The sequence below is a fragment of the Thiohalobacter sp. COW1 genome, from assembly GCF_016629505.1.
Lineage (GTDB): Bacteria > Pseudomonadota > Gammaproteobacteria > Thiohalobacterales > Thiohalobacteraceae > Thiohalobacter > Thiohalobacter thiocyanaticus_A.
Genome location: NZ_AP024239.1, coordinates 111070 through 128936 on the forward strand (window position 1 = coordinate 111070; position 17867 = coordinate 128936).

The 17867-nt window shown below is 59.0% G+C and carries 14 protein-coding genes and 1 pseudogene; 9 read left to right on the plus strand and 6 right to left on the minus strand.

The window, feature by feature from the left end:
- Positions 1–741: 741 nt before the first annotated feature.
- From COW1_RS16960 to COW1_RS00505, 8 genes and pseudogenes are all read left to right on the plus strand, one after another.
- A pseudogene (locus COW1_RS16960) lies at positions 742–897 on the plus strand (ATP-binding protein); the annotation flags it as partial.
- Between the two features lie 200 nt (positions 898–1097).
- On the plus strand, positions 1098–3155 hold the full coding sequence (locus COW1_RS00475; RefSeq protein ID WP_201345050.1) for a TonB-dependent siderophore receptor: 2058 nt from the start codon (positions 1098–1100) through the stop codon (positions 3153–3155).
- A gap of 97 nt (positions 3156–3252) precedes the next feature.
- Positions 3253–4212, plus strand: coding sequence for a hypothetical protein (locus tag COW1_RS00480; protein WP_201345051.1), 960 nt, complete (start codon positions 3253–3255; stop codon positions 4210–4212).
- Positions 4209–5936 carry a TonB-dependent receptor gene (locus COW1_RS00485; RefSeq protein WP_201345052.1) on the plus strand — a complete coding sequence of 576 codons (1728 nt, stop codon included), beginning with the start codon at positions 4209–4211 and terminating at the stop codon, positions 5934–5936. Before COW1_RS00480 ends, COW1_RS00485 begins: the two co-directional genes overlap by 4 nt.
- Before the next feature lie 16 nt (positions 5937–5952).
- The gene (locus COW1_RS00490) at positions 5953–6954 is read left to right on the plus strand and encodes a 4Fe-4S binding protein (RefSeq protein ID WP_201345053.1); all 1002 of its coding nucleotides are present in this window, start codon (positions 5953–5955) and stop codon (positions 6952–6954) included.
- Complete coding sequence (locus COW1_RS00495) at positions 6944–8233, plus strand: double-cubane-cluster-containing anaerobic reductase (protein WP_242466463.1); 1290 nt, start codon at positions 6944–6946, stop codon at positions 8231–8233. Before COW1_RS00490 ends, COW1_RS00495 begins: the two co-directional genes overlap by 11 nt.
- A complete protein-coding gene (locus COW1_RS00500; protein ID WP_201345054.1) occupies positions 8230–9033 on the plus strand; it encodes an acyl-CoA dehydratase activase in 804 nt (267 codons plus the stop codon). The genes COW1_RS00495 and COW1_RS00500 overlap by 4 nt, the downstream gene beginning before the upstream one ends.
- Entirely contained in the window at positions 9033–9728 is a 696-nt protein-coding gene (locus tag COW1_RS00505; protein ID WP_201345055.1) for a sulfite exporter TauE/SafE family protein, read from the plus strand. The genes COW1_RS00500 and COW1_RS00505 overlap by 1 nt, the downstream gene beginning before the upstream one ends.
- A gap of 37 nt (positions 9729–9765) precedes the next feature.
- Here COW1_RS00505 and COW1_RS00510 read toward each other — a convergent pair whose 3' ends face one another.
- A complete protein-coding gene (locus COW1_RS00510; protein WP_201345056.1) occupies positions 9766–10734 on the minus strand; it encodes an IS30 family transposase in 969 nt (322 codons plus the stop codon).
- A 186-nt stretch (positions 10735–10920) separates the two neighbouring features.
- Here COW1_RS00510 and COW1_RS00515 point away from each other — a divergent pair, with 186 nt between their 5' ends.
- Positions 10921–11877: an IS5 family transposase gene (locus COW1_RS00515; protein ID WP_201345057.1), complete on the plus strand. Its 957-nt coding sequence runs from the start codon at positions 10921–10923 to the stop codon at positions 11875–11877.
- 604 nt (positions 11878–12481) lie between these two features.
- Here the strand turns inward: COW1_RS00515 and COW1_RS00520 are convergent.
- The 5 genes from COW1_RS00520 to radC form a co-directional block, all read right to left on the minus strand.
- Positions 12482–14737 carry a DEAD/DEAH box helicase family protein gene (locus tag COW1_RS00520; protein WP_201345058.1) on the minus strand — a complete coding sequence of 752 codons (2256 nt, stop codon included), beginning with the start codon at positions 14735–14737 and terminating at the stop codon, positions 12482–12484.
- 89 nt (positions 14738–14826) lie between these two features.
- Positions 14827–15393: a hypothetical protein gene (locus COW1_RS00525; protein ID WP_201345059.1), complete on the minus strand. Its 567-nt coding sequence runs from the start codon at positions 15391–15393 to the stop codon at positions 14827–14829.
- Positions 15394–15666: 273 nt separating this feature from the next.
- A complete protein-coding gene (locus COW1_RS00530) occupies positions 15667–16071 on the minus strand; it encodes a hypothetical protein (protein ID WP_201345060.1) in 405 nt (134 codons plus the stop codon).
- A gap of 14 nt (positions 16072–16085) precedes the next feature.
- Entirely contained in the window at positions 16086–17201 is a 1116-nt protein-coding gene (locus tag COW1_RS00535; protein WP_201345061.1) for a DUF6094 domain-containing protein, read from the minus strand.
- A gap of 99 nt (positions 17202–17300) precedes the next feature.
- The gene (radC, locus tag COW1_RS00540) at positions 17301–17780 is read right to left on the minus strand and encodes a DNA repair protein RadC (protein WP_201345062.1); all 480 of its coding nucleotides are present in this window, start codon (positions 17778–17780) and stop codon (positions 17301–17303) included.
- Positions 17781–17867: the final 87 nt, after the last annotated feature.

Sequence of the window (17867 nt, forward strand, 5' to 3'; positions counted from 1 at the left end):
GCGGAATTAACGTTTCGTCGGGCGTGAAACGTGGCAGCAAGAGGTGGCTAGTGGGCGAGGGGCCAGGGACGGTACCGCGGTAAAGAAAACGCCCGGCTGTTGCCGGGCGTGCACTGGAGATGGATGTTCAACATGGCGGCGTCCTGTCATCGTGAAATAGGACTGCACGCATACTCGGAATCTGCCCCCTTGCAACGGCCGTCAGGCTCTCCCGTATCGACCTGCTGCTCATTGCCAACCTGGTAACCGGGGGCTGCAGGTTCGGACATGCATGGCGCGGTATTCCGCACAAAGGGGCACAGCCAAGATTTCCGGTGGCGGGCGACCGGCGCGTACGAATGAAAGCCGATGGCCTTCCCGGAGGCCTCTGGCGCCTCGGGGAAGGCCACCGACAGCACGCGCCGCTCTTGTGCGGGCCTCCCGTTCAAACGGGAGCGATGCGTCAGACATGAGGGTAAGGAAGAGGTGCCGGTTCACGGCCGACGCGGTGTGGAGCGGCCCCAGGTCCAGAAGGGCTGTTGTGAAATGCCGCGGGATCGGAGCCCGAAGGCTCTGCCCCTATTACCGGTCCGAAGGGGCTTTGGCGCCAGCTCGCGCCGGCAGGGTGCCACTGGTACCGCAGCGGCCACGGGTGAAACTTTGTTCCGCGAAATTCTAACAGAAAAAAGGTACTGCATTCCATGGGTGCCTGCTCCCTGTCCACGATCTTCTCGGCCGCATCCAACAACTTGTCAATCAGGCACCATCCTGATCATCACCACCAATCTCTTATTCTCAGAATGGGTGCAGGTCTTAGGTGATGCCAATATGACAACCGCCATGCTGGTTCGCATCACCCATCACTGCAACATCATTGAAACAAGGAATGACTCTTACCGCTCCAGGTACCGTAAATAGGCCTTATAACCTAGTCAATTTAGGACGCCGATTGACAGATAAAATTGACAAATCTCAATAATAACCACACAAAAAATGTGTAATTTCACACATATGACTGTGTGATATAACTGATTGATATATATGCATATTAATGTTGAACTGTTTTAGTTTTCAATAATTAAGAGCAATTGAAAAAACAAAGAAGAGGCCAATCTTACATGAAAAATACTGCTAAACATGTTTATGCAAGACGAAGCTTGCTGGTAATAATTTCATCATTACTCACTGTCCCGGCCCAGTCGACTATTGCGGGTGAATCACTGGAGTTGGGGCGCGTTGTGGTTACCGCTACCCGTACCGAGAGGGATATCTCGGAAGTGCCCGCTAGCGTCAGCGTGATTACCTCTGAAGAGATCGAGAAATCCACGGCACAAAGTGCCGATGAACTGCTGCAGGGGCTGGCGGGCGTCGATGTGCGCCACAGCATGGGAGTGTTGTCGGTCGGCACCTCCAACAAGGTGACCATGCGTGGCATGGGCGGCCTCACCGAGGCACGCGCCTTAATGTTGATCGACGGTGTGCCGGTAAACGAGGTCTGGAGCGGCGGTGTTGAATGGAATCAGATCCCCGTCGAGGATATCGAGCGTATCGAGGTTGTCCGAGGCGCGGGCTCGGCACTCTATGGATCCAACGCCATGGGCGGTGTCATCAATATCATCACTAAGAAACCCTCCGAGGAGACACAGACAAAGGTCACGCTGGGTTATGGCTCTATGGACACCAAGGACGGCTCTGCCTCGATGAGTGGTTCGGCGGGTAAGTGGGGCTATCGACTCTCGGGCGGTATCACCAGGAGCGACGGTTACCAGCCCTTGCCGGAAAATAAGCTGAAAGCCACCTCCATCGACAAAGGCGCCGAGCGTGAGAATTTCCGTGGCGTACTCTCCTACGACTTGACCGATAGTTCGTTGCTCAGTCTCACCGGTGAATATTATCACCACCAGACTACCGGAACCTATGACATTCCGGGATACAACCCCTTCGAGCAAAAGAATAAAGTCCTCAGTGCGAAATATAACAACCGCTTGGGTGGAGGCCGGGAACTCTCCGCCACGCTGTACACCAAGTCCGAGGACAGTAGCTACGATAACGCCAACTATCTCACCGGTTACACTACGAACCGCTTTGACAGCGTTAGTGAACAGAGTAATGTCGGCGGCAACCTGCAGTACACAGCTCCCTTCTCCAGCTCGGGTGCCGCCAATCATGTCATCACGACCGGGCTCGATTTTCGCCAGGGGGAGATCGATCGGCAAGACACCTATTATGATGGCAGTGGCCGCTTTATCCAGGTAAAAGGCAGTCAACGCTACGCCGGCCTCTATGCGCAGGACGAAATTTTTTTAATGGATGATGACCTCGTCCTCAACATTGGCGGACGTTATGACTACTGGAAGAACTACGACGGCTACAACTACGATACCGTTGCCTCGCCGGTTGAAACGAATTTCGAGGATGCCTCCCATAGCTCGTTCAATCCCAAATTGGGCGCCATCTATCAACTGAACCCTTCGACCGCCATCCGGGGTTCGGTCGGCAAGGCATTCCGGGCCCCGAATTTGTATGACCTGTATCGGACCTATATCGCCACGTCAACCATGATCTATTATCCAAACGCCGATCTTGGTCCTGAAAAGGTGCTTTCCTACGAGGTTGGGCTTGATCAGCAGCTTGGAGACTCGGCAACCTTGTCCGTTACCCTGTACCATAACGACGCAGAAGATTTCATCTCCACCCTCTCCATCACCTGTACCGATCCTGCCTTCACAAGCTGTTATGAAAAGCAAAACGTCGGAGAGGTCTCTACCCAGGGCGTCGAGGTGGATTTCCGCTATGCGTTCACGCGGCACTGGGGGCTCTCGGCGAATTATACTTACAACCGTTCAGAGGTGGAGAAATATGACCCCGATCCAACACTGGAAGGCAACCTCCTGCCCGATACCCCGGAGCATAAAGGCGCCCTCAGCCTGACCTTCTCCGATCCCTCCCTGTTCACCGCGAAGGTGACCGCACGTTACGTGGGTGAGCGGTACTCGAACGACACAAACACCACCGAGTACGATAGCTACACTCTGGTCGACCTCCATCTCTCGAAAGACGTGGGGAAACACTACCGCCTCAGTCTGGATGTCAACGACCTGTTCGACAAGACCTACACCGAGTACAACGTCTCGCCGGGTCGCACGGTTATGGCCAAGCTGACTGCGAGTTTCTGAGGCAGAGCGCCATTTCTACGCCTCATTGAATAGGCGGACGGCATCATGGGGCAGGGATGCCCCACCCTCCAACTGCATTCGACCAGAGAGCATAGCGATGCGAGGAATCAACAAATTTTTTCAATTTACCGGGCTCGGCCTGATGGCCCTGCTTGCGCTTTGCCCAGCCTCGGCTAGCGCTTCGATTTGGCTCAGCCAAGCAGATCCCGCATCGGGGTGTTGCACGTCCTCTAATTCCCCTGACAAGACCTTTTATATTGTGAGTGGTGAATACCCGAAGGGCGCCTTGTATACAAGCAGCACTTCCGGGTCGGAAGACACAGTGGCCTATGCAGTGGACCCGGGCGGAAAGATCCATGATGCGTATGTCGATGGGAGCGCCATCCATTTCCGCGCACCGCTGCAAGGGCATCACTGGTTGTTCTATCAGCAGCGAGAACTGCGCGGCGATACGCTGCATGTCTCGCTGGCGAAGTACCGGTTCTACAACCAACATGGTGATGCCGGCGAGTCCATCCTCAAGGAGATCCGCGGCCGGACCATCGATTCGAAATTTGGGCGGCCACCCGTTGAAGTGATTCCCTTTGAAATCATCCTGCAGAAGCCTTTGCAAGATCATCATATCTCGTGCTGCATGTACTCCGGGGATACGGTCCGCCTCAAGATCTTTCATGATCAACAGCCCCTCTCGGACGTGCCGGTGAAAGTCGTTACCGACACCGGCTGGAGCGCCGCACTGCGTCCCGGCGCCGATGAAATGGTGAGTTTCGAGATCCCCCGCAACACATACGTCGACACCACCAAGGACAAGCACCACAAGCAGCATCTCCTGATCACTGCGGATTACGCAGTGGATGCCGAAGGCAGCTATCAGGGACAGCCGTACCGCCGCGTCCATTACAGTACGACTGAGCCGATCGATTTCGGTCCCTCTCCCCTGGAGTGGGCGGCGAAAATGCCCGCATTCCTGGTGGTTTTCGCCGTCATACTCGTATGTGGCTTCGGAGTTTTTCTTTATCGCCTGTGGATCAGGAAGCGTCGGCTGGCAAGTGCATGAACGTATTGAACCGTACCTTCCTGGGCACGATGTTCTGCATCGGGGCCTTTTCGCTGACGTGTCAGGTGCAGGCGGAACAAACCGCGGCGTCCCCTAGCCTGAACGGTGGCAGCGTGGTGCTGATGCAGGCCGATATCAAGGCGCTCAATGTCAATACGGTTGTCGAATTGCTCAATCGCCTCCCCGGGGTCAGCGCGACGGACGGTTCGATCAGCCTGCAGGGCTCGGCGTCGAAGCACGTTCTGGTGTTGCTGGATGGGCGGCCGCTGAATAACCCGGTTACCGGACTGGTCGATCTGAGTGGAATTTCCGCCGACCGGCTGGCGCAATTGAAGGTAATAAAGGGATCGGGGGCGGTCCAGTACGGCGACAATACCAGCGGCGGCGTGGTGCTCATCACCACCCGCTCGCCTACGCGCAAGGCTACGCGAAAGGTCGAGTTTCAATACGGCACCTATAACACCAGCGAGCTCTCCGCGGACCTGGCTGCTACGGTCAATGATACCGGGTTGGAGCTGGGCCTAAATCGGGAGAGCAGCGATGGTCATCGGCTGAACGGCGACAGCACCAATGAGGGGGCCACGTTCGCCCTCAGCCGGACCTTTTGGTCGGTGCTCGACACCCGGTTGGCGCTGAACCTTTCCAACAAAGAGAGCGGCTATTCAGGCAAGATATTCGATCCGACGCCAAGGGCGCGCAGCCGCAAGAACAACCGCGGCGCTTTGCTGATGGCAAAGTACCGCGATCTGGAGAGCCGGACCTATTACAACACCTTCGAAGACAAATTCAGGGATCCCGACCGAGGACTCGACAACAGCCTGGATATCGCTGTTTTCGGCCAGGAGTTTCGCTACAGTGGCCCTTTTTCCGCCGGCCTCGAATACGAACACCAGTCGGCCGACTCGACCGATTACGGCACACATGAAGAGAACCGCGTCAGCGCTTTCCTGATCAAGCGTTTTTCATTTTCGGAATCTGTAGGCAAGGAGGTAGCCGCCGGGCTGCGCGTGAACAATCATTCGGAGTTCGGTGTCAGCTACAATCCGCAAATCGGTTTCAGCTTCAAGCCATCTCCCTTTGACGTGGCGTTGGAGCTGAATCGCTCGTCCAACACGCCGTCCTTCAATCAGCGTTACTACGAGAGCACCTTCACCAAACCCAACCCCGGGTTGGACATGGAGCAGGCCACCAACCTCAAGGCCAGCTTTTCCTACGCGGCGGGGGATGCAGTGTCGCTGAGCCTGTCCGGTTTCTACAGCAAGGTCGATGACGCCATCGCCTACAGCGCCAACGGGGACGGCACCTATTCTTACCAGAACATCGCCTCCAGCATGCGCCGGGGCGCCGACGTGGGTCTCGACTGGCGGATCACGCCGGTGCTCAAGCTCAATGCCTCCTACCTCTATCTGCGCTTCACCGACGACGCCACCGGCCTCGACCTGCCGCACAAGCCCCGGCACAAGGCCAAACTCGACCTCGACGCGACGGCAGGTAAAACCCTACTCACCCTGACCGGCAACTGGGTATCCGACAGCTACGACGACAAGCAAAACACCGTAGTCCAAGCAGGTCGATTCACCGCCGACGCCAAGGCGGCCTACTCATTTGGCAATACCAAGCTGCTGTTCAGCGTCGAGAACCTGTTCGACGAAGAGTACGAGTCCCACGTAGGATACCCCGCCGCGGGCAGGACCTTTATGGCGGGTATCCGTCACCCGTTTTGATTGTGAAGAGGATGTTATGGCAAGCCCAAATCGCCTGAGAGAACGCATCAATAACGTCGATCTGAAACGGTTTCGCAACTGGTTTCAACTAGGGGCCTTCGTGCTGCTGGTATACGGCGGCTATATCGGCTTCGACCTGGGCGACAAGCTGCCCACCTTCGCTTGCGTATTCAACTCCGACGGGCGCGGGGGGGTCTGCTATCTGGGGATTCTGCAGCACGATCTGAATCATCCGCTGGACTATTTCCTCGGCTTTGGGGGCATGATGTTCCTGATCTCCCTGGGCGTGTTCATTCTGTGGTTCCTGCTGCTCAACAAGGCCTGGTGCGGCTACGTCTGCCCGCTTGGCACCCTGCAGGATTGGATCACCCAGATTCGCACGGCGCTCAATATACGCTATTCCGAATATCAATGGCGGACGAGAAAGGAGATTCAGAGTATCAAATACATACTGCTGGTCCTGCTGATCCTGATCCCGATTGGCATCAGCAACTCCCTGTTAGGTCTCGGCCAATTGCCTAACGGCCTCTCCATGCCGTTCTGCAAGATTTGCCCAGGCCGGATGCTGATTCCGCTCTTCACCGGCGACTTCAGCCAGTTCTATATCGACTTCTCCTCCACCAGCGGCCTGGTTCTCACCAGCCTGGGGATGATCATCGTCGGCCTGTTCTTCGTCGGCGCCTTCGTTAAGAAGCGCTTCTTCTGCTACTTCTGCCCGTTCAGCGCCTTTCTTTATCTCTTCTCCAAGGGCGCAGTACTGAAACTGAACAAGGACGGTGCCAAGTGCACCCGTTGCGGCGACTGCTATCGGGCCTGCGACCTGGATATCCAGGAGATCGCAGACGAAGTCGAAAAGACCAATCTGGTGACGGAGGACTGTACTGTTTGCCTCAAATGTGTCGCCGTCTGTCCTGAGGAGGGCGCGCTCAAGGCCACCTTCGCCGGCATCCCCATCTTTGAGTCCACCGAAGCTGGGTTCAAAAAACGCGTGCAAGGAGAAAAAGAAAGTGACCAATAAGGCCGAACGCGCGCCCGATTTGGAGCAGAGCGCCTACAGCCGCAGCCGCCAGGCCGGTGAGGCGCAGGCCATGCTCGACCGGATCGAAAACGACTTTTCCGACAACCCGCAGGCGATGCAGTACTTCTACGACCTGTTCAATCGTGTTTACTGCCAGGGCGAGGCGGTGGAACATCAGGGGCCGCTGGTGGGGACGACCTGCATCCAGGCGCCGGAGGAGCTTATCTATGCCTTGGGCGCCACCCCAGTGCGGTTGTGTAACGGTTCCTATTTCTATGATCAGATTGGCGCCGAATTCATGCCGGCCAAATCCTGTTCACTGGTTAAGGCGACTCTGGGTATGCTTCAATCCGAGGCGCCTATCCCACGCATCGGCCCACTCGAGCTGGTGGTAAATCCCACCACCTGCGACCAAAAGACCAAGGCAAGCGCCATGATCGCCTCCATGGGCCACCCGATCTACGATGTGGAGATGCCACGCACCAAGGAGAGTGAAGGGGCCAGGCTCTATTGGCGCGAATCGGTTCACAGTCTTGTCGATAGACTGTCCGCAATGACCGGGCGCAAGTTGACGCGCAAGAACCTGAAAGATGCCATGGCCCGCACCGCACGGGCCCGTAACGCCTTCCGAGATATGCACCGGTTGCGCAAGAGCCAGCCGGCCTGTTTTCTCGGCAAGGACGCCTTCCTGGTGACCAACGCCTACTTTTTCGATGACCTTGAGCGTTGGTGCGAGGCGGTGGAGCGACTCAACGCCGAGTTGCGACAACGGCGCGACGCGGGCTTTCAGGCGGCGCAGACCAAGGCGCCGCGTATCCTCTTTACCGGCTCGCCGCCGGTTTTCCCGAACCTCAAGCTGCCATTGTTGATCGAGGAATCCGGCGGCGTGGTGGTGGCCGATGAGACTTGTTCGGCCAATCGCCTGCTCTACGATCAGACCGCCGTGGACGAATGGCGGCTGTACGATATGGTCGACGCCATTGCTGACCGCTATCTCAAGCCTTGCACCTGCCCCACCTTCACCCAGAATGAGGACCGCCGGCGGCGTCTACTGGAACTGGCTGACAGTTTCGCCGTGGATGGCGTCATCTACCAGGCCTTTTCGGGTTGCCAGGTCTACGAGATGGAGCATCGAAGTATCGCCGAAGCGATGGAGATGCACGGCCTGCCGATGCTCTACGTAGAGACCGACTACAGCCCGGACGACATGGGCCAGCTCTCCACCCGCATCGAGGCCTTCATCGAATCGATAAAAGGCCGTAGGAGGAAGAGACGATGACTTGTTTTGCTGGACTGGATATCGGCTCCACCGCCATCAAGGCGGCGCTGGTGGACGAGAGGGGAGAGCTGATCAGCAGCAGTGTCGCCGCCACCGGCAGCCTGTTCTACAAAAACACCTTGGAACTCTTCGAACGGCTGCTGCAGCAAGCAGGTCTACGGCGGGAGGATGTGGCCTATATCATCGCCACCGGCTACGGACGCAAGCTGTTCAAGGATGCCGATGACTCCATCAGTGAGATCACCGCCAATGCGGTCGGCGCCCACCATGTGGGCAAGGCCTTCGGTGGGGTGCGCACCATCATCAATATCGGCGGCCAGGACTCCAAGGCGATCCGGATCGATGCCGAAGGTCATGTGGCCAATTTCGCCATGAACGACAAATGCGCGGCCGGAACCGGCCGTTTTCTGGACGCCGCCGCGCGCAACCTGGAGGTCGATCTCGAAGAGCTGGGCGACCTTCATTTAACCGCTGAGCGTGCACCACTCAACATCAACAGTACCTGCACGGTCTTCGCCGAGTCAGAGATCATCGGCCTGCTCGCCAATGGTCATGGCAAGGGGGAGGTCGTCGCCGGCATTCACTACTCCATCGCCAACCGCACCGTGCGCCTAGCCAAACGCGTTGGGCTGGAGGACCGGGTCTATTTCGACGGTGGCCCGGCACTCAACAAGGGACTGGTGGCGGCGTTGGAAGATGAGTTGCGGCGGGAGCTGGTCGTGCCTGAGCATCCACAGATCACCACCGCGCTCGGTGCAGCCATTCTGGCGCACGACGCCTACCTGAGAGAGGGTGAGTGATGGCTACCACTCCCGAATTGCAGATACATATCGATTATCTGCAGGGTTTTGGCAGTGTCTACCTTGGTGTGCTAACTATGGGTTTCTTTTATGGCCTGACCCTCTGCAGTTTCTCCTGCATCCCCCTGCTCAGTCCGTACATCTTCAGCACCCAGGCGGGCTTTAAGCGCGGGTTTGATGCCACGGCGATATTCGTGCTTTCGAGGGTGTTGGCCTACACCCTGCTGGGAGGCATCTCTGGCCTGATCGGGGGTATTGCTCTGGAGCGAGTCGATTCAGGTTGGCCGCTTACTGTGGCGGGTGGTCTGATTCTACTGATCGGAGCCAGGGTTGTATTCAAGTCAAAGAGCGCATGCGGGCAGTATGGGCGGCTACAGGGACCGGTGCGGCGCACTTGGCTGCACATGGCGGCGCTGGGTTTCTCCACCAGCCTCATGCCCTGTCTGCCATTATCGGCTGTGCTCCTGTATGCCGCTACAACCCAGTCATTCACAACCGGCTGCCTGTTGGCCCTGGTATTCGGTATCGGCGCCTCGGCCACGCCGCTTTATTACATCGGAGGCGCGATCGGCTGGCTCTCCGGGAAGATTGGTGGCGAAATTCCGCGTTACATCGGCATGTTGCGAATCTTAAGCGGGGCGATCCTGGCGATCTTCGGTATACGGCTGATGATGATGGGTGGAATTCTGAATTAATTGGAGAGACCGGGTTGGTCACTATGAAAACGCGGGTTCAAGTCGCTAGTGCAACAAGTGGGTTGATGCCGAAAAATACCTGATTGGGTGTTTTCATGCCAAGACATTTTTTTGGTCGGTTGTTGAGCCTGTTCATGACGCGCTGTATGTCCTTGTCGGTGATTGTGGTGAAGTCGCAGCCCTTGGGGAAATACTGGCGGATGAGGCCGTTGGTGTTCTCGTTCAGGCCGCGCTCCCACGAGGCATAGGGGTGCGTGAAATAGAATTCGGTGCTGAGGGCTTTGGCGATATCTTCATGGCGCGCAAACTCCTTGCCGTTGTCCGACGTGATGGTGTGGACATGCGCTGCCAGCGGCCGCAGCAGGGCCAGGACGGCGTCTTTCACGCCATCGGCCTCCTTGGTCGGCACCTTGGCGATGAGGGCCAGGCGCGATTTACGCTCGGTCAGAGAGACGATGGCCTGCTTGTGCCCCTTACCGACAACGGTGTCGAGTTCCCAATCACCGAGGCGCTGACGACGCTCGACGATGGCTGGGCGCTCATCGATGGAGATGCGGTTGGGAAGCTGGCCACGACGGTCGTAAGTGCCGTAACGCTTCTTGCGGGGCTTCTGGCAACGCAGATGACGGTGCAGGTCGCCGCCATGGCGCTTGTCCGCCAGCACGCACTGGTAGATCCATTCGTGTCTGATGGATAGGCGCTTTTGCTGAGCCAGCCAGAGGCTGATTTGCTCAGGGCTCCAGTCCTCGCGCAGCAGGTGTTCCACCAGGCGCCAGTCCTCGTAGAGGATGCGTGGCTGGGCCTTGGTATGGCGGCGATGCATCGCCAGCTGATGGGCTTGCTTGGGCCGATACCCCTTCAGGCCACGGTTGCGCCCCAACTCCCGGCTGACCGTGGACTTGTGGACGCCGACGATGGCGGCGATCTCTGACTGGTTAAGCGCGGCTTTCATCAGGGCGTAAATTTGATATCGTTGTTCCTGGGTAAGCTGTGTGTAGACTCTCATTAGTGCTTCTCATTCTTGGCGGAACGAAAGGCATAGATGCTACCGCAGCTTGCCCTCCATTCCGAACTGTTGAGTTGCACTTACGAGTTGAATCCGCCTATGGCAATAGTAAGACAATTAGGGAACTTCTGCAAAAGTCCCCGATCTGATCCTGCAACCGCATGATCGGATTCGAGGATGGGAAAAATGAAACAACTGAGCATGACCACGGGGTTCGAGAAATACACCAAGGCGACCAAGCGCCTGGCGTTTCTGTCCGACATGGACCGCCTGCTGCCGTGGGCGGAGCTGTGCGCGCTGATTGCGCCGCACTACCCACAGGCCGGCAACGGCCGGCCGCCCAAGGAGCTGGAAATGATGCTGCGCATCTACTTCCTCCAGCAGTGGTTCAACCTGTCCGACCCGATGGCCGAAGAGGCGCTGTACGACTCGCTCAGCATGCGCGCCTTTGCCGGCATCGACCTGGGTGAGCAGCCGGTGCCGGATGAAACCACGATTTGCCGATTCCGCCACCTGCTGGAGCAGCACGGGCTGGGCCGCAAGCTGTTCAAGCAGATGCACCAGTACCTGCAACGCCATGGCTTCAAGCTCGGCACCGGCACCATCGTCGACGCCACCCTCATCAGCGCCCCGTCCTCGACCAAGAACAAGGACCAGCAGCACGACCCGGACATGCACCAGACCAAGAAGGGCAACCAGTGGTATTTCGGCATGAAGGCCCATGTCGGTGTCGACAGCCGCACCAAGCTCATCCACTCGGTCGTCGCTACTGCCGCCAACGTCCATGACTCGCATTGTCTGCCCGACCTGCTGCATGGCGAGGAAACCCGCGTCTGGGGCGACTCGGCCTACCAGGGGCAGACCGAGGTCATCAAACAGCACGCCCCCAGGGCCCGTGACCTGACTCACCGACGCTACCGCTACAAGGGCTGGGTCGATGAAGTCGAACGGGCGAAGAACCGCGTCAAGTCCACCACCCGGGCACGGGTCGAACACAGCATCGGCGTCATCAAGCGGATATTCGGTTTTGCAAAGACCCGCTACCGAGGGTTGGAGAAGAACGCCAACCGGCTGTTTGTCACCTGCGCCCTGGCCAATATCTATCTGGTGCGCAGGCAACTGCTGCACACTTTGCAGGCGTAGTGCCGATGCACTGCGCCAAACGCGGCCCAAAGGCCGCAGGGATGAGCAAATGCCGGCCGTGCCGGTGAGATTCGGTGCGTGATGAGGCGCTTGTGTCGACGATTTGCTCATTATTGGTTACTTATTCAGAGCATCCTTAGAGATTATCTAGAGGAACGAACCTGAAGCAGAAAATGAGGAATTGCAGCGATACGTCTAGGGGCACATCCCATTGAGGGCGGTGCAAGGTGCGATAACTGATGTGCACGGTGGTTGCCGTTCGGTGGCGGAGAAGTCGGCCGCAAGATGTTCGTCCATCCAACCAATGGCCGCACCGACGTACGGTTCGGCAGAGGTGCGTGGCAGGGCATGAGCGGCTACTGCGAGGACTTGGCTTCGTCCACCGATATGATTGAGGCACATGCGCGCCAGGGTGTGCCCCTAAGCCGGCGCAACATGCAGTGACAGGCCAGTATGGCTTGGATCAGGTTACTGCAGATAGACCAATATGTCTGCGGTCGATCATCCTAGGTCGTAACCTGTCAATACGAGAACTGGTGAACACGCATCAATCACAGTTGCGCTGAATATCAGAAAAAATGGCCGCCCGAAGGCGGCCTGGAGATTAGGCGGCAAGCCGCCTGGCAAGTTCGACCTCGATGCTGTCCCCATCCTGGTTCAGCACGTCGAGGCCTGTCTCCGGCATGTCACCCGATGTGGACTGGGCGACCGCGATCTTCTTGGCCATGAGGCTAAGACAGGCCGTCTGAGCTGTATCCGCATAGCCGAGGAAGATCACATCCACCGGTTCCTTCTGGCCGATGCGCCATGAGCGCCTGGCCGCTTGCTGCAGGGTATAGACGTTGTAACCGGTCTGCATGAAGACGATGGTGGGAAAGTCCAGAAGATCGAGGCCGGTCTTCACCAACTCAGGGTTGGTGACCAGTACATCGATTCCCCGTTCCACCTGCTCCATGATCCAGTCCTCCCGGCGGGAGGTGTCCACGGAGGCCTTCAGAACCCCGACCTTTAGCCCAGCCTGCTCCAGGAGCGCCTTCAGCCGTCCCGAAGTGTCCCGCATGCCGGTGTAGACCGTGTAGGCCAACACACGGCGACCACGGGCCTTCTCCCGGCGGCACAGGTCGATGAGGGCCTGCTCCTTGGGGCCGGGCTCACCCTCGTCGTACACCGAACCGGCGAAGGCGAGGAGTGACCGCGTACGCGGATGCTTCACGACCTCCTCCCGGAAACAGGTGTCCGGCCAGGCGAGGAGCGTGTTGAGCACGACGCCCAGCAGACTGTTGTCTCCCTTGCGCAGCGCTTCCTTGAGCTCTGCAGTAAGGGTCGATGACAACTGCTCGTAGCGTTCGGCCTGCTCAGGTCCCATGGCCACGTCCACATAGCGCTCCTCATACGGCGGCAGCACGTCCGCCCCGATATCCTTGAGCTTGAGGAAGGCCGTGAAGGGCAGCACATAGCGGGCAATTCCCCGTGGTCCGAAACCAGGAGCCTTGACCGTGCGTACTGTCACCTGCTTGCCGCGGGACGTACGGTGGGCATCGCCCTCGGACTCCTTGTAGATGTCCTTCAGCACGCCATGCTGGCGCATGAAGGCCATGGCCGCGGAACCGAGACTGCCCCGCCCGTTGGCCCGGAACCCGTCCTCAACCATCCGCTGTGGCATGATCCGCCACAGCAGAAAGAAGAGGTCGTCGGCGTAGCCACCCATCAGCGTGCCGGTCAACAGCAGGACCTTGCGCACGTGATTGGCGAGCACACCCATGGCCTGTCCCTGGGCCGATCCCTCGTTCTTGAACTCGTGGCCTTCGTCCACGATCAGCAGGTCGAAGAAGTTCTGCGGCAGATACCGCTTGATGAACTCCGTGGGTTGATAGCCGCCTTGCCCGAAGCCGAATTCGAGGGTTGCCAGCCTGCGCTCGATGCGAGCTGCCTGACGATCCGCGAACACTAGCTCACCGTTACCATCCATGAGGTTGACGAACTCGTAGACATTGTCGGAGAGCATTTCCTCGAGTGCCTCTTCGCCAAACATGGACAGCAGCCGATCCGCCGACTTCGGTCCGATGGTCGGGATCTGAAGCAGAGCCCGGTGTACCAGCTCGCGCTGGCTTTTCGGTCTCCTCGGTCGGATCAGCGTCCACAGAGCTGTCCCACACTCGGGACAGTTGCGACGTACATCAGCGGGAAAAGCGGCGGGCACCAGTGGGTTCCCGTCTCCATCCACCAGCACGTGGCCACAGCCGGGGCAGGAGGCGACCTCCAGCGTCCTGATGAAGGAGGGCGACCGCTCGTTCCCGGTCTCAGTGAACTGCCGGATGTGCTGCTTTCTTACAGCCACGGCGGGCTTCCAGTGGAAACCCATGCGCATGCGCACCCGGCCGAGCACGAAGAATTCGGGCTCATCGGTTGACGGCATGCCGGCCATCTCCCGCATGGCGATGAGCTTGCGCAGGGTGTCCGGGCCATTGAGCACCCACACCTTGGCACCTGGTATGGTCTCCCTGATTTCGCGCCGCCACTTGTACACCAGGTGTGGCGGCGAGATGACCAGGAAGCGCTTGGCGCCTTCGGCATGCATGACGGCCGCGGTGCTGATGGCCATCATGGTCTTGCCGGTGCCCATCTCTGCGTTGATGACCGCGGCAGGCTCGCCGGCGTCCACCAGCAGCCGGGTGACCGCCTGCACCACCTCCCGCTGGGCGTCGAACGGATTGCGTGCCAGGCCATCCATGACCATGTCCCGATAGGGATCCGCCTGTCCGTCGTAGACGGGCGGATTCTGCCGGGCGACCGCATCCAGCAGCCCATCGCCGAAATCCTCGACGAACTGCGACAGTGAAATAACGTTTGAGCTTTCCATATGAACCTCCGGTAGTGTTGAAGTGAAACCACCGAAGGCACGTCTCCCCACCGGGGATAGATGCCCCGGTGGGGAAGATGACGCTAGTGTCAATGTGAAGCGCAGAGCCGCTGCATGGCATTGCGGGCCTCGGCAATCGCCTCGTCGGCCAGCTCGAAAGCCGTCTCGGTGAAATACTCCTCGCCCGAGTCGGATTCGATGCCCCAGAGGCTGGCGTTGCCAAGCTCGATGCCGGAGCGCCTGGCTACGACCTCGATGCCGACATACCACCAACCACTTCCGTAGTCACAGGCGCGGTCGTAGTCCTGCCTGGCGTATTCCGGGTTGGCCGGGACGAACCATTGGCAGTCCCGTGAGCCACCACGCCAGTGGCGTACGGCGCCCGGCTGCCACGCTGTGCTGAATTTGCCGTAGGTCTCGCTCCCGGTAGTCCACCAGGCATCGTTGTCCTCGACGATTCGGGCGACGATGTCGAAGCCGCCCTCGGACCATTGTGCGAACTTCCGGTACTGGCGATCCTGCTGCCATTCAAATCCGGTAGCCGCGATCCTGTTTTGGATAGCCAGTCTGTGTCGTGCCCACTGCAAGGCAACCCTGGCGGGCGCAGTGTGGTGTTCCCGGCGTAGCTGGCGATAGAGTTGATGAAGGTCTTCCATGGTGTGTCTCCTCGATTGGTTCCGGAGGCACACCACGCCCCTGCAGGGGAAGTGTTCCCCGGCAGGGTTGACGAAGTAGTTGAACAGGGACCGAGACCCGAACCCCCTAAGGGGATAAAGGTCCGCCTCTCTTCCCGATCCGGAGAGGCTTTGCAGCGCCGGTGTAACCGGCAGGGCGCGACTGGGCCGCAGTCGCCACGGTAGAAACCGCCTTTCCGCAAGGCCCGCGCCGCAGGCCTTCGGGAAAGGCCCGCCCCGGAGGGGCGGGTAATGTCAACGCTCGGGCGTGGATTCCAACGCAGCCTCAAGGGCTTGGTCGACATCCTCCCAAGCCACAGAGCCACCACGCTCCTCGCCGCGGCGATAGGCCTCAACCAGCAGGCCTGCGGCACGAAAGGCGGCATTCTGCCGTCGAATCGACTTCACGCTCGCCTCTGCATCAGGCCATGGCTCATTGCTGCGCCACGTTTGTTCGACGGTGAACTGGAGCGGGATGCCTGCATCGCCTTGCTCTTCGTAATCATCGAAAAGCAACGGAATGTCTGGCGTGTCATTCCAAATATCACCGCCGTCGAACAGCTGCTTCGCCCTGGCGATCGCCTCATCCGGACTTCCGGCCTCAATGCCAACCTGAACCCGGTGCACATAGGGCAACTCGTACTGGACAACGTATTTCATCCTCATGCCCTCCGTTACCGAATCGTCAGCACGTCGCCGAACGTCTCACTGCCAGGCGTAAAGTCGATGGCGCGCACCACAGGGACGAAGCGGTCAAGGTGGATACGGGTTTCGCGCGTATCCCCGGTCCGCTCGTTGACTTCGTGTTCCACCCGGACCTCCTTCTCCTTGTGGGTGTCGCCCCTGACCAGGAATGTCCGCCCATCGCAGGATCGGACGGCTCCGGAGATCTGGCCTGCCGACAGCGCCAGTGCCAGGTGCCAGCGGGACAGTGCCCTCAACGGGCGCCGATGCTCCCGAGCACCTGACTGGAACGTGGTTACGAACCGATCCCACAGCGTTGGACCCGTACGCCGCGTTTCGTCAGCAAGCTGCTTCGGGTCGAGCCGCAGCGTGAAGAACTTGGGTTCACCCTGCGGCGCGACCGGGATTGTGTAGTGCGGGCCGTCCCAGAACTCGGGCAACACAGGTGCCTGCCTGTCTCCCGCGCCGATCCCCACAAGCAGATCGCGGGCTGTGGTGTCCATGCCCTCTGATACAGGCTTGCGAACGCCGAAGACCACAACCTGCTTGAACTGATCGGTTGCGCCCCGGAACACCTGCACTGACGAGCAGTGCCGTGCGATCCACGTGGCGAACTCCCGGTCCAGGGCATAGTGCGGGACGATCAGCACCAGCACACCCCCAAACTGAAGTCCTCCGATGGTCCGTTCGTAGAACAGCTTCTCCAGGCGCTTGCGGCCCTTCCATTTGGCTGCCGATGCGGCGACTTGATCGGAGACCAGGTCACCATAGGGCGGATTGAGCCATAGCAACCCGAAGGAGCGCGGTTGGATCACCGTGTCCATGAGGTCAGCGTGTATGCACCGGTCGAGCAGCGTCTTCGCGTGGTAGGCCCGCTCCTCGTTGTACTCGACAGCGAAGGACTCCACAGTGTTTTGCCCAGCCGCCACGAGGTGGTGGGCGGCTTCCGCCAACGCCACCCCTTCGCCACAGCACGGATCGAGGATCCGCATCGGTCCGCCCGAGGGCGCCACCGCCGCGAGAATGCGTGCAGTAGTCTCCTCGTCGGTCGGGAAGTACCCGTTCTTGATGAAGTTGCGCGCAAGGCGCTGGAACATGAGTGCCATGATTACCTCCAATGGTTGATTGAAAAGCCACGGGAGGCGATGCCCCGCAAGGGGGCATACGCCCCCGAGGGGTTTGGGCCGGCAATGCCGGCCGATGGGTTAAACGAGCCCGCGCTCGGCGAAGCTCACGGTATCGGTACCGCCGACCACAATGTGGTCGAGGACACGGATGTCGACGAAATTCAACGCCTCCTTGAGGCGGTTGGTGATGGCTTCATCGGCACGTGACGGCTCGGGTACACCCGATGGATGGTTGTGCGCGAGAATCACCGCCGCCGCATTGTGCTGCAGTGCCGCTTTCACGACCTCCCGCGGATGGACAGAAGCGCCGTCTATCGTTCCGAAGAACATCTCATCGTATTTGATCAACCTGTGCCGGTTGTCCAGGAACAGGACCGCGAACACCTCTCGTTCACGTTCGGCGAGTTTGAGCACAAGATAGTGCTTCGTCTCATCCGGACTTGTGAACTTGACGCCATCCGGCGACAGGCGATACGAGAGCCGCTGTTCCAGAACCCGGCAGGCATAGTTGATCACCTCGTCATCCGACAGTTCGATGATCGACACCTGTTGCGTCATGGGACACCTCCGTATGAAAAAGCCGGAGGCATCCCTTGCCGGGGTATGCCATACCCGGCAGGGTTGAAGAAATAGTCGAACAGGGAT

Coding starts and splice junctions, on each gene's coding strand:
- COW1_RS00475 (WP_201345050.1), top strand. CDS start 1,098: ATGAAAAATACTGCTAAACATGTTTATGCAAGACGAAGCTTGCTGGTA.
- COW1_RS00480 (WP_201345051.1), top strand. CDS start 3,253: ATGCGAGGAATCAACAAATTTTTTCAATTTACCGGGCTCGGCCTGATG.
- COW1_RS00485 (WP_201345052.1), top strand. CDS start 4,209: ATGAACGTATTGAACCGTACCTTCCTGGGCACGATGTTCTGCATCGGG.
- COW1_RS00490 (WP_201345053.1), top strand. CDS start 5,953: ATGGCAAGCCCAAATCGCCTGAGAGAACGCATCAATAACGTCGATCTG.
- COW1_RS00500 (WP_201345054.1), top strand. CDS start 8,230: ATGACTTGTTTTGCTGGACTGGATATCGGCTCCACCGCCATCAAGGCG.
- COW1_RS00505 (WP_201345055.1), top strand. CDS start 9,033: ATGGCTACCACTCCCGAATTGCAGATACATATCGATTATCTGCAGGGT.
- COW1_RS00510 (WP_201345056.1), bottom strand. CDS start 10,734: ATGAGAGTCTACACACAGCTTACCCAGGAACAACGATATCAAATTTAC.
- COW1_RS00515 (WP_201345057.1), top strand. CDS start 10,921: ATGAAACAACTGAGCATGACCACGGGGTTCGAGAAATACACCAAGGCG.
- COW1_RS00520 (WP_201345058.1), bottom strand. CDS start 14,737: ATGGAAAGCTCAAACGTTATTTCACTGTCGCAGTTCGTCGAGGATTTC.
- COW1_RS00525 (WP_201345059.1), bottom strand. CDS start 15,393: ATGGAAGACCTTCATCAACTCTATCGCCAGCTACGCCGGGAACACCAC.
- COW1_RS00530 (WP_201345060.1), bottom strand. CDS start 16,071: ATGAAATACGTTGTCCAGTACGAGTTGCCCTATGTGCACCGGGTTCAG.
- COW1_RS00535 (WP_201345061.1), bottom strand. CDS start 17,201: ATGGCACTCATGTTCCAGCGCCTTGCGCGCAACTTCATCAAGAACGGG.
- radC (WP_201345062.1), bottom strand. CDS start 17,780: ATGACGCAACAGGTGTCGATCATCGAACTGTCGGATGACGAGGTGATC.